At 33.9% G+C, this 12,062-nt stretch carries 10 protein-coding genes, 2 tRNA genes and 1 rRNA gene; 3 read left to right on the top strand and 10 right to left on the bottom strand.

Translation table 11 applies throughout. The annotated features are described in order from the left end of the window. Positions 1-202 precede the first annotated feature (202 nt). Both gldJ and C1S72_RS14025 read left to right on the top strand, forming a co-directional pair. Positions 203-1,897, top strand: coding sequence for a gliding motility lipoprotein GldJ (gene gldJ, locus C1S72_RS14030; RefSeq protein WP_191860764.1), 1,695 nt, complete (start codon positions 203-205; stop codon positions 1,895-1,897). A 67-nt stretch (positions 1,898-1,964) separates the two neighbouring features. After that, entirely contained in the window at positions 1,965-3,254 is a 1,290-nt protein-coding gene (locus C1S72_RS14025) for a UDP-N-acetylmuramoyl-tripeptide--D-alanyl-D-alanine ligase (RefSeq protein ID WP_104736372.1), read from the top strand. Between the two features lie 57 nt (positions 3,255-3,311). Here C1S72_RS14025 and C1S72_RS14020 read toward each other — a convergent pair. The 9 genes from C1S72_RS14020 to C1S72_RS13980 form a co-directional block, all read right to left on the bottom strand. Then, positions 3,312-3,386, bottom strand: a tRNA-Val gene (locus tag C1S72_RS14020). A 33-nt stretch (positions 3,387-3,419) separates the two neighbouring features. Then, positions 3,420-3,494, bottom strand: a tRNA-Val gene (locus C1S72_RS14015). A gap of 64 nt (positions 3,495-3,558) precedes the next feature. Continuing rightward, entirely contained in the window at positions 3,559-4,776 is a 1,218-nt protein-coding gene (locus C1S72_RS14010; protein ID WP_104736371.1) for a bifunctional folylpolyglutamate synthase/dihydrofolate synthase, read from the bottom strand. 6 nt (positions 4,777-4,782) lie between these two features. After that, positions 4,783-5,664 carry an energy transducer TonB gene (locus C1S72_RS14005; RefSeq protein WP_104736370.1) on the bottom strand — a complete coding sequence of 294 codons (882 nt, stop codon included), beginning with the start codon at positions 5,662-5,664 and terminating at the stop codon, positions 4,783-4,785. Position 5,665: 1 nt separating this feature from the next. Further along, on the bottom strand, positions 5,666-6,058 hold the full coding sequence (locus tag C1S72_RS14000) for an ExbD/TolR family protein (protein ID WP_104736369.1): 393 nt from the start codon (positions 6,056-6,058) through the stop codon (positions 5,666-5,668). 1 nt (position 6,059) lies between these two features. Next, positions 6,060-6,761, bottom strand: a complete 702-nt coding sequence (locus C1S72_RS13995; protein WP_104736368.1) for a MotA/TolQ/ExbB proton channel family protein — start codon at positions 6,759-6,761, stop codon at positions 6,060-6,062. A 52-nt stretch (positions 6,762-6,813) separates the two neighbouring features. After that, positions 6,814-8,205, bottom strand: a complete 1,392-nt coding sequence (nhaD, locus tag C1S72_RS13990) for a sodium:proton antiporter NhaD (RefSeq protein WP_104736367.1) — start codon at positions 8,203-8,205, stop codon at positions 6,814-6,816. Positions 8,206-8,216: 11 nt separating this feature from the next. Next, positions 8,217-9,443, bottom strand: a complete 1,227-nt coding sequence (locus C1S72_RS13985; protein ID WP_104736366.1) for a Glu/Leu/Phe/Val dehydrogenase dimerization domain-containing protein — start codon at positions 9,441-9,443, stop codon at positions 8,217-8,219. 89 nt (positions 9,444-9,532) lie between these two features. Next, a complete protein-coding gene (locus tag C1S72_RS13980; RefSeq protein WP_104736365.1) occupies positions 9,533-10,600 on the bottom strand; it encodes an anhydro-N-acetylmuramic acid kinase in 1,068 nt (355 codons plus the stop codon). A gap of 92 nt (positions 10,601-10,692) precedes the next feature. Between C1S72_RS13980 and C1S72_RS13975 the strand changes: the two genes are divergently transcribed. Next, positions 10,693-11,835 (top strand): acyl-CoA dehydrogenase, encoded by a 1,143-nt coding sequence (locus tag C1S72_RS13975; RefSeq protein WP_104736364.1) that lies wholly within the window; start codon positions 10,693-10,695, stop codon positions 11,833-11,835. A 151-nt stretch (positions 11,836-11,986) separates the two neighbouring features. Here the strand turns inward: C1S72_RS13975 and rrf are convergent. Continuing rightward, positions 11,987-12,062, bottom strand: a 5S ribosomal RNA gene (rrf, locus tag C1S72_RS14585); the annotation flags it as partial.

Genomic DNA, 12,062 nt, shown 5'->3' with positions numbered 1-12,062 from the left:
AGCAAATTTACAATAATAAAATATAAAATCTGACGTTATCATGTATCAAAACAGCGTTGAAATACACAAAAATCATCGTTGTATTGCATGATAAATAGGACGAAATGCATGTTTTTTTACTTAAAAATCAAAAAATTGCTTGTATTCTTAGGTATAATTCTTATATTGCGTCACCAAAAATATTAATGGCTTACTTAAAAGTATGGATATGAAAAAAGTAATAACAATCAAGATACTACTTGTTTTAGCAGTATCAGTCACGATGGTTGGTTGTAAAAGATCATCAAGCTCGAACAGCTCCAGAGCTACTGGTTGGGACATAAACTCCAGAGATGGAGGATTCCAATACAATACAAGTTTTAAAGGGCAAGAAGCTGCTCCTGGTCTTGTAATGGTTGAGGGTGGTACATTTACCATGGGTAAAGTTCAAGACGATGTTATGCATGATTGGAACAATACACCAAACCAACAGCACGTGCAATCATTCTATATGGATGAAACTGAAGTTACCAATTTAATGTATTTAGAATACTTAGATTGGATTAAACGTGTTTACCCACCGACTGAAGATAACTTTAGAAAAATTTACAATGGTGCACTTCCAGATACTTTAGTTTGGAGAAATCGTTTAGGTTATAATGAAGTTATGACTGAAAACTATTTACGTCACCCTGGCTACCAAGATTATCCTGTAGTTGGCGTTAGTTGGATTCAAGCGGTTGAGTTTGCAAATTGGCGTTCAGACCGTGTAAATGAAATGTATTTAGAAGATGCTGGCTATATTGTTAGAGATGCTAAACTAAATTCCGTTTCATCTGATGCCACATTTAGCACAGATACATATATCAATGCACCAACCAAAGTGTATGGTGGTAATGATAGTATTACTAATCCAGACAATACTAGAAGACGTGTTCAAACTACTGCTTCTGGAGATACTATTAATGTATATGCTTCAAGAGAAACTGGAATAATTTCTCCAAAATACAGGCTCCCAACAGAGGCTGAATGGGAATATGCAGCATTGGGATTAACATCAATCAGAAATTACAATATATACAGAGGTCGTAAAAAATACCCTTGGGATGGTCAATATACACGTTCAGGAAAACGTAAAGTTCGTGGTGACCAATTAGCCAACTTTAAACAAGGAAAAGGAGATTACGGTGGAATTGCAGGCTGGTCTGATGATGGTGCCGATATTACAAATGCCGTCAAATCTTACGAACCTAATGATTATGGTTTATATGATATGGCTGGAAATGTGGCTGAATGGGTTGCTGATGTTTATAGACCAATTGTTGATGACGAATTCAACGATTTCAACTACTACCGTGGAAATGTATACTCAAAAAATGAATTGAATGAAGATGGTACAGTAAAAGTAGTTATGCCAGGTGAAATAGTATTTGATACCTTACCAAACGGGAAGGTAGTAGCTAGAGATCTTCCAGGTGAAATTGCTCAAGTTCCAGTTGACGAAGACGAGACTTACTTGAGAACTAATTTTGATAGAAGTGACAATAGAAACTTTAGAGATGGTGATCAAAGTTCTTCACGTTATTACCGTGAGAGTTTTGGTGATGATGAAGAAGCTGTTGATGGTGAAAGAAATAGTGTTACAAGAAAAATGTACAACTCACCTAAACATAGTGTTGAAACAGACTCTTCAGGTCAACTTATAAGAGAATATGACAAGTCCGATAAACGTACATCTTTAATAAATGATGAAGTTCGTGTTTACAAAGGAGGATCATGGAAAGACAGAGAATATTGGTTAGATCCTGCTCAACGTCGTTATTTTCCTCAAGATATGGCTACAGATTATATTGGATTTAGATGTGCTATGTCTCGTGTAGGTTCAAAATCTGAAACTAAAAACAAGACAAAAAACTAAAAGTTTTTTCAAATAAATTTATAAGTCCTGACAATAATAGTCAGGACTTTTTTTATACTTTTATTTTATGAAGATAGATAGATTACATCACAAATTTCTAGAGTGTGAATCTGTAAGCACAGACACTCGAAAGATTAATGAAAACTCCATGTTTTTTGCTTTAAAAGGTGAGAATTTTGACGGCAATAAATTCACCGAAGAAGCACTAAAAAAAGGTGCCAAATATGTTATTATAGATAACCCTGATTTTTATCACAACTCTCAAACAATTCTTGTAAATGATGTTTTAAAAACACTTCAAGACATTGCCACATTTCATAGAAACTATTTAGGAACTAAAATATTAGCTCTTACTGGTAGTAATGGAAAGACAACAACCAAAGAGCTAATAAATACCGTACTTTCAAAAAAACACAGAACGACAGCTACAGTTGGTAATTTAAATAATCACATAGGTGTACCATTAATGCTTTTATCAATGACTAAAGAAACCGAAATAGGCATTGTTGAAATGGGAGCCAATCACCAAAAGGAAATACAGTTCCTCTGTAATATTGCTTTACCAGATTATGGCTATATCACTAACTTTGGTAAAGCCCATTTAGAAGGCTTTGGAGGAATTGATGGTGTTATTAAAGGGAAATCTGAAATGTATGACCATTTAATAGCTCATAATAAAACTATATTTGTCAATGCGAATGATCCTATTCAATTAGAAAAAACCAAAAACGCTGAAACCGTTACTTTTGGAACCTATACTAATAATGGTGATTATAAAATTAATCTATTGAGCTCAAACCCAATTGTTACTGTTGAATTTGATACGATTAAAATTTCCAGCCAACTCATTGGAGCTTATAACTTCACCAATATTTCAGCAGCCATTACCATAGGTAGTTTTTTTAATGTTTCTAAACAAGAAATAAAAGATGCTATAGAAACTTATGTACCAAAAAACAATCGTTCTCAAATAATTAGAAAAGGTAATAATAAAATTATCTTGGATGCCTACAATGCAAACCCAACTAGTATGGAAGCTGCTCTTACAAATTTCAAAGATTTAAATGATTCTAATAAAATTGTCATTTTAGGTGATATGTTTGAATTAGGAACTGATGCTGTTTTTGAACATAAAAAGATAGTAGATTTGGTAAAAAATATGGCATTTGAAGCTAGTTTTTTTGTGGGAGAAAATTTTTATCAGCATGAAAGTAAATATGAGAGCATTGATTTTTTTAAATCTTTTGAAGATTTTAGAAATCATGCAGAAAATTTAAAACTAAACACAAACAACGCTACACTATTAATTAAAGGATCAAGAGGCATGGCATTGGAACGCGTGTTGGATTTGATATAAAAGAAAAGTAAAATAGCACAAAAAAAGCCCTGCATTAGTTTATGTAGGGCTTTTTTGTGGGTCATACTGGATTCGAACCAGTGACTTCTACCCTGTCAAGGTAACACTCTGAACCAACTGAGTTAATGACCCAAAATAAAAAAGTCCGTTCGAAACGGACTTTTGTGGGCGATGAGGGATTCGAACCCCCGACCCCCTCGGTGTAAACGAGGTGCTCTGAACCAACTGAGCTAATCGCCCTCTGTAATTGGATTGCAAATATAAAGTAGTTTTTTTTACTGCAAAACTTTTTTCGCGAAAAAAATTAAATAATTTCAGCAACCACAAAAGTACTACCTCCAACATAAATTAAATCATCAATACTTGCTGTTTCTTTTGCTTTATTTAAAGCTTCGTTAACGCTATTGCAAACCTCTCCAAAACAACCATTTACCTTCAATTCTTTTGCGAGAATATCAGCATCTAATCCCCTAGGGACATCTGGTTTACAAAAAAAATAATAAGCTTGTTTGGGAAGTAAACCAACCAATGCATTTAAGTCCTTGTCGTTCACAACTCCAAATACCATAAATAATTTATTAAATTTTTCTGTCATCAATTGCTTCATCACAATTTCCAGTCCTTCTTTATTATGAGCTGTATCACAAATAACTTTGGGCTTTTCTTGTAATGTTTGCCAACGGCCCAGTAAACCCGTATTTTTAACCGTATTCAGTAAACCTCTTTTTAAATTGACTTTTGAAATGTTAAAATCAAGCGTATTTAAAACTTCAACTGTCTTAACAACTGCTTTGATATTAGCTTGCTGGTAAGCACCTTTTAAATCTGATTGATAGTTTGAGACACTTTCTTTATCCACAAAAAATATAGGTGCATTTTTCTCCTTTGCTATTTGTCTAAAAACGTGTTCCGTTTGTTTACGCCATTCTCCAATGACAACAGGTGTGTTTTGTTTTATTATTCCTGCTTTTTCAAAAGCAATTTTTTCCAATGTATTTCCCAAAAATTGTATATGATCAAAACCAATATTAGTAATTACCGACACTTTAGGATTAATAATATTAGTTGAATCCAATCTTCCTCCCAATCCAACTTCAATAACAGCTATATCAACATCTTGTTTAGCGAAATAGTCAAAGGCCATTCCTGATGTCATTTCAAAAAAGGACAATTTGTTATCATTTAAAAACGCTTCATTACGCTTAATAAAACCCATAACGAATTGCTTGCTGATCATGTTACCGTTGACCTTAATGCGTTCCCTAAAATCCTTTAAATGAGGTGAAGTAAACAAGCCTACTTTTAAACCCGATTCTTGTAATATAGAAGCCAACATGTGGCTAGTAGAACCTTTACCATTGGTACCAGCTACATGAATGAATTTTATTCTTTCTTGTGGATTATTGAGATGTTTAGCCAGATTAACAGAATTGCTTAAATCTGCTTTGTAAGCCGATTTACCTTGTCTTTGATACATTGGAAGTTTAGAAAACATCCACTTTATAGTATCTTTGAATGTCATTGAAAATTAGTATTCAAAGTTAATACTAACAAAGCCCACTTGTCTAGTAGGAGCATTACTATCAGCTGGCCACTGAAAAGAAAGTGCAATCTTTTTAGCTGGTTCTAATAAACATGATGCAGTATTGGTTGTTCCTTGAACTCCAGGTTCAGCTTTAGTAACATTGCCATTTTTATCTACTTCTATTCTTACTACAACTAAACCATATTCATTGCAATCTTGTTTATATGTTTTGTTGGAAGGTCTTCCTCTACCATTGAGTCCATACCCAACACCTCCTTTTCCAGGTCCTGATCCACCAAAATAACTTGGCGCATAAGGATTACCATCTAATTGTCCTTTATCACCTGGCGAATTGTCATTACCTTCTCCTCCAGTTTCAGCACCTTCAGATTTGCTTACGCCTCCTATTAGTGCATCAAGCTTTTTCTTTTTGGCTTCTTGTTCTGCTTTTTGTTTGGCAATTCTATCAGCTTCTGCCTTGGCTTTGGCATCTGCCTCGGCTTTGGCTTTTCTATCTGCTTCCAATTTAGCATTTCGTTCAGCTTCTTTTTGTTTTTTGATGGCTATGGCTTCCTCGTTAGCTTGAGTTAAAACATCTTCAGATTTTATTTTTTCAGAAGCGGCAGGTTCTGGAATCGCTTTTTCTGGTTCAGAAACCTCTTCTATAGGCTTTTGTATCTCTCTTGGCTCTGACTTAATAGGTTTTTTTGGCTGAATATTACCTTGCCCAACAGGACTATTGCCAAAGTTAACAGCAACACCATATTCAATGGGCGGATCCATATATGGTGGACCAACAACAAACAATAACAATAACAAAATGACAACGATTAACGTTGTTATTTTTGCTGAATTACGTTCATGTTTGGTCTCAAAATACTTCATTCTAATTAGGCTTAACTGCTAAAATGACTTTTAGTTTATTTCTATTAGCTATATCCATCACCTTAACCACATTATCCACTGGTACAGTTTTTTCAGCTCTTAATACAACAGTGGGATTTTCTTGATTTGATAATGAATTTAACAACTCGCTTTCTAGAACACTCTCTCCAACTAGTTTTTCATCAATATAATAACGTAAGTCTTTGGTTATACTTACAGCAACTGATTTTTTGTTTTCAGTTTTACCATTGGCATTTGGCAAAAGAATATCAATGGCACTAGTAGTTACCAAAGTAGATGCAATCATAAAAAATATAAGCAGTAAGAAAACAATATCAGTCATAGAAGACATATTGAATTCTGGTGTTACTTTATTTCTTCCTCTGATATTCATATTATATAGGTTCGTTTAAGTGATCTAGAAACTCCAACGAGTGGGCTTCCATTTGATAAACCACCTTGTTTGTTTTAACTACCAAATGATTGTAAGCTATATAAGCCACAATACCAACAATTAAACCAGCTACCGTTGTAGTCATGGCAGTATATAAACCACTGGCTAATACATCCATCTGAATAGTTCCTCCTGCATTCGCTAACTCAAATATTGCCAAAATCATACCAATTACTGTACCTAGGAACCCAATCATGGGAGCAGCACCTGAAATGGTTGCCAGCATACTCACGTTTTTCTCTAAACCATAAATTTCTAATCGACCAGCATTTTCTATAGCTGTATTGATATCCTCTAATGGCTTTCCAATTCTGGTAATGCCTTTGTTTATGAGTCTAGAAACTGGTGAATTTACTTGGGCGCAAAGCATTTGAGCAGAATCAATTTTACCATTACTAACATGGTCTTTTATTTGATTCATAAAATTATTATCAATTTTTGAAGCAGCTTTTATAGCAAAAAGTCTTTCGAAATATATATATGAGGCTACTATTAATAAAACAAATAATAACAATATTATTAGCATTCCTGCCGTTCCACCACTCGTAATTAATTCAATGATAGATAATGTTTTTTCAACTGATTCACCATCTGTTAATACTTCAGAGCCATCTTGAACTTCTTGAATTATTGTATTTATCATACTAATTATGTTGTTTCAAATTTATAACGACTTATTTATAACTAAATTATATCTAAAAGATTGTTCTTGTAAACATAAATGCGACAGCTCCTACCAGAAAACCAACGAGTGCCAGCCAAGAAATCTTTTTTAAATACCAGAAAAAATCAATTTTTTCCATTCCCATGGCAACCACACCTGCAGCCGAACCTATAATTAACATACTTCCTCCAGTACCTGCAGAATAAGCAATAAAATGCCATAATTCATTATCCATAGGCACAGAGAACATGCCTAAACTAGCTGCCACAAGAGGAACATTATCAATTACCGCTGAACCAACTCCCAATAACAATACAACCAAATCCGAAACACCCTCATGGTGCAGTTCCGTACCTAACATAGGCATATTCTCTTGTAATGAGGTAGCAAAACCAAATAATATACCTAAAGACTCTAATGCAGCTACAGCCATTAAAATTCCTAAAAAGAATAAAATACTGGGCATTTCAATTCTAGACAATGAATGATGTACTGGACTATGCGCACTGTGCGCATCACTTTCGGTAGAGTCTAATTCTGTTAAACTAAACTTTGAGGAACTGTATATTTCAGCGAAAACGGCTACAACACCAAGTGCCAACATCATACCAACATAAGGTGGTAAATGTGTCACTGTTTTAAAAATTGGTACTGAAACAATACCTCCTAATCCCAAGTATAACATGGTTGAACTATAACGACTCTTTGGTTTTTCATCTTGCTCAGAATGTTCAAGTTGACCTTTGAACGCGGGCAAAAAAGATGCGATAAAAAACGGTACTAGCATACATAATAAAGAAGGAATAAACAAGTAAATGAACAAATGTCCTGTTGAAACCTTTTTACCTATCCATAACATAGTCGTTGTTACATCTCCAATTGGTGACCAAGCTCCGCCAGCATTTGCGGCAATAATAATTAATCCTGCATACCAAATTCTAACATTTCTGTCCGGAACAATTTTTTGAAGTATAGAAATAAGTACAATGGTTGCAGTTAAATTATCAATTATAGCTGATAAGAAAAATGCTAAAAAACCAAATATCCAGAGAATTCTTCGTTTACTTTTTGTTTTGATAAAAGATTTTATTGTTGAAAATCCATCAAAATAATCAATAATTTCAACGATAGTCATGGCACCTAACAAGAATACCAAAATTTCAGCAGTTTTTCCGAGGTGATGCAACAATGTTTCTTCCATTAGATGCATTTTTTCTTCATGGTCTAGCAGTCCAAAATTTTCCAATAATGTATGCTTTGCTGAATCAAACCATTGTGGAAAATGCTCTAATCCTAAAGCTATTAAAGCCCAACACAAGGACATCATGACCAGAGCAGGAATTAATTTATCAATTTTTAAATTATGTTCAAGTGTTATGGCAAGATAGCCTACAACAAATACAATTATAATTAATGATTCCATATAGTTTTCTTTTAAATTAACTGCCCTAAAGCAATTTCAAATGCGGTTTTACTTATTTCTGTTTTAAATTGACTTTGTTCATTAACTTTTTGCAAAGCTTTTTTAATAATTTTAGACGTGTCATTAAAAATGGCTTCATCAGTCATTTGAACCTTTCTTTCCATGAAATATGCAAATACGCGTGCCATACCACAATTTGATATAAAATCTGGTATCAGACTCACTTTTCCATCAGTATATTCCATAATAGGACCAAAAAATATTTCCTTATCTGCAAATGGCACGTTAGCACCGCAAGAAATGACTTCCAATCCACTTCCTATCATTTCATCAATCTGATTTTTGGTAATCAATCTTGAAGCTGCGCAAGGCATAAAAACTTCAGTTTCCAGTGACCAAATTCGTTTATTCATTTCCTCAAAAGGAATTAAATTTTCAGCTGATAGGGTATTTCCGTTTTTGTTTAGGAATAAGTCTGTGATTTCTTCAAAGGAAAATCCATCTTCTTTGATCAATCCTCCTGCAATATCAATTATACCAACTACTTTTGCTCCCATTTTCGAAATATAGAATGCAGCGGCCGAACCGACATTTCCGAAACCCTGAACAACAACACGTTTATCTTTTATGTTACCTCCATAAATATCATAGTAATGCTTGACAGCTTCGGCCACACCAAAACCTGTTATCATATCAGCAACTGTATATTTTAGTGCAACACTAGGAGAATAGTTAGGGTTTTCGATAACTTTGATAACACCTTGTCTTAATTGACCTATACGATTTATCTTATCGGCTTGAGAAGGCTTAAAATGGCCTTCAAAAACACCTTCTTGTGGGTGCCAAACACCACTTTCTTCAGTTATAGGAATAACTTCATGTATTTCATCAACATTCAAATCACCACCAGTACCATAATAACTTTTTAAAAGTGGTGAAACAGCTTTATACCATCGTTCTAAAACACCTTTCTTTCTTGGGTCTTTTGGGTCAAAATTAATACCAGATTTAGCACCTCCTATGGATGGACCTGAAACTGTAAACTTAACTTCCATGGTTTTAGCTAACGACAGTACTTCGTTCATATCTAGCCCTTTTCGCATTCTAGTTCCTCCTCCTGCGGCACCACCTCTTAATGAGTTTATTACTGTCCAGCCTTCAGCTTCGGTCTCTGGGTCTTTCCAATTAAATACAATTTCGGGTTCTTTTTTCTCATACTTATGAAGTAAGTCTTTCATTTATTTGATGGTATTTAATTTCTTTAGTCAGTTTGAATTCAACAAATATAAAAAACTATAAAGCCTTAAATATTAATTTTACAATAATTTTAAGGTAGATATATTTTACCCGAACTATGATCTATATTCGCTCCAGTAACACTCGCCAAACAATTAATTTCGTTACGAATTTTTAATACGCCTAATAACCCAAAAATTAAAGCCTCTTTGAATTCTATTAAATTTATTTCTGGAATAATTAGAGTGCTTTTAGTTTGCTTTTTTATTTCAGAAATAAGAAAGTCATTATAGGTTCCGCCTCCAGTAATCAAAACTCTAGCATCTTGCTTATCTCTGATTTCGTTTGAAATCTGAAAAGCTATATGGGCAACAAACGTTCTTAAAATATCTTTTACATTTAGATTATAAGCATCAATTCGTGGAAACATATTTTCCTTTACCCACTCTAATCCTAGTGATTTAGGGGAATCCTGATTATAAAAACTCAAAGCGTTTAATTCACTAAAAAGTTTATCATTAATTTTACCCGTAGTTGCGAGGTTGCCCTTATCATCATATTCCTTTCCAATTTTATTCATGTAATGATTCAAAACTATATTAACAGGACATACATCGTAGGCAATACGTTTACCATTTATGTCTGTTGAAATATTTGCAAACCCGCCAAGATTTAGACAGTAATCATATTCTGAAAATAATAACACATCACCTATTGGCACTAATGGCGCTCCTTGACCTCCTAGTTCGACATCTTGCTTTCTAAAATCACAAACCACTATATTTTGAGTCAACTTTGAAAGATCATTCAAATTTCCTATTTGATATGTCATTCCATTTTCAGGTTGATGCAAAGCTGTATGTCCATGAGAACAAATAGCATCAATGTGTAGTATTTTATACTTACTTATGAAATCTTTTATAACTTTTGAAAGAAATTGAGTGTATGCGATATCTATCTGCTTTAGCTCATCAGAGGAAAAAGCAACTAATTTTCCTAAAAGATCATGCCATTGATTCGTATATTTAATTGTTTCAGCTTGAAGAATATCAAAATACCATTTATTTTTTCGGTAAGTAAAATCGACGTAAATCAGGTCTACTCCATCTAATGACGTTCCTGACATTACTCCAATCACTTTATAGTTTGACTTTGTCATATTCTGTAAAAATATAAATCCTTATTGAAAAAATGCTAATAATAAAGTATCTTTGCAGTCTTATTTTATCAATTCAACAATTAAATCAAATTATGGATTTTACACTTACTGAAGAGCATATGATGATACGCGATGCTGCTCGCGATTTTGCACAAACTGAATTATTACCTGGAGTCATAGAACGTGACAACGCGCAAACCTTCCCGGACGAATTAGTTCGTAAAATGGGTGAATTAGGTTTTTTAGGAATAATGGTTGACCCAAAATATGGCGGAAGTGGTATGGATGCTATTTCATATGTATTAATAATGGAGGAGTTATCAAAAATTGATGCTTCAGCTTCTGTTATGGTATCTGTAAATAATTCATTGGTTTGTTATGGTTTGGAGGCTTATGGAACAGAGGAACAAAAACAAAAGTACCTTACGAAGTTAGCAACTGGTGAATATCTAGGCGCTTTCTGTTTAAGTGAACCTGAAGCTGGAAGTGATGCTACATCACAAGCTACAACAGCAATTGATAAAGGTGACCACTATGTTATAAATGGAACAAAAAACTGGATCACCAACGGTGGAAGATCTGATGTTTATTTAGTTATAGCTCAAACAGACAGAGAAAAAGGTCATCGAGGTATAAATGCTTTTATTGTTGAAAAAGGCATGGAAGGGTTTGATATAGGGCCAAAAGAAGATAAATTAGGAATTAGAGGTAGTGATACTCATACACTTCAATTTAATGATGTAAAAGTGCCAAAAGAAAATAGAATTGGTGAAGATGGATTTGGATTTAAATTTGCCATGAAAACACTATCTGGTGGACGAATTGGTATTGCAGCACAGGCATTGGGTATTGCTTCAGGAGCTTATGAATTGGCACTTAAATATTCTAAAGAACGTAAGGCATTCGGTACTGAAATTTGTAATCATCAAGCCATTGCATTTAAACTGGCAGATATGGCTACAGAAATTGAAGCAGCAAGAATGTTAGTCATGAAGGCTGCTTGGGATAAAGATCAGGGTAATAATTACGATATGTCTAGTGCCATGGCGAAATTATATGCAAGTAAAGTAGCTATGGAACAAACAGTGGAGGCCGTGCAAATACATGGTGGTAATGGGTTTGTAAAAGAATACCATGTTGAACGTTTAATGCGTGATGCTAAAATCACCCAAATTTATGAAGGTACTTCAGAAATCCAAAAAATTGTAATTTCTAGAGGTGTAATTAGAGGATAAATAAGATGACAAATAATTCAAATAATTAAGCCTAGTTTTTACTAGGCTTTTTTAGTTTAATATATCTTTGTTTTTAATTAAACAACTCTTATATTTTTTGCTCAAAGCAAGCAAAAAAAAAGACTCAACCAAAAAAATGATTGAGTCTTAAAAAAGGCGGCGACCTACTCTCCCACGAGATGCAGTACCATTGGCGCTAACGGGCTTAACTACTCTGTTCGGAATGG

The sequence above is a fragment of the Hanstruepera ponticola genome (assembly GCF_002940745.1).
GTDB lineage: Bacteria > Bacteroidota > Bacteroidia > Flavobacteriales > Flavobacteriaceae > Hanstruepera > Hanstruepera ponticola.
Note: the sequence above shows the minus strand (reverse complement) of the source record. Positions and strands in the feature narration are given on the sequence as shown.

Excerpts from the sequence above, each read along its gene's own strand:
- gldJ (WP_191860764.1), top strand. The coding sequence starts at position 203 with ATGGATATGAAAAAAGTAATAACAATCAAGATACTACTTGTTTTAGCA.
- C1S72_RS14025 (WP_104736372.1), top strand. The coding sequence starts at position 1,965 with ATGAAGATAGATAGATTACATCACAAATTTCTAGAGTGTGAATCTGTA.
- C1S72_RS14010 (WP_104736371.1), bottom strand. The coding sequence starts at position 4,776 with ATGACATTCAAAGATACTATAAAGTGGATGTTTTCTAAACTTCCAATG.
- C1S72_RS14005 (WP_104736370.1), bottom strand. The coding sequence starts at position 5,664 with ATGAAGTATTTTGAGACCAAACATGAACGTAATTCAGCAAAAATAACA.
- C1S72_RS14000 (WP_104736369.1), bottom strand. The coding sequence starts at position 6,058 with ATGAATATCAGAGGAAGAAATAAAGTAACACCAGAATTCAATATGTCT.
- C1S72_RS13995 (WP_104736368.1), bottom strand. The coding sequence starts at position 6,761 with ATGATAAATACAATAATTCAAGAAGTTCAAGATGGCTCTGAAGTATTA.
- nhaD (WP_104736367.1), bottom strand. The coding sequence starts at position 8,205 with ATGGAATCATTAATTATAATTGTATTTGTTGTAGGCTATCTTGCCATA.
- C1S72_RS13985 (WP_104736366.1), bottom strand. The coding sequence starts at position 9,443 with ATGAAAGACTTACTTCATAAGTATGAGAAAAAAGAACCCGAAATTGTA.
- C1S72_RS13980 (WP_104736365.1), bottom strand. The coding sequence starts at position 10,600 with ATGACAAAGTCAAACTATAAAGTGATTGGAGTAATGTCAGGAACGTCA.
- C1S72_RS13975 (WP_104736364.1), top strand. The coding sequence starts at position 10,693 with ATGGATTTTACACTTACTGAAGAGCATATGATGATACGCGATGCTGCT.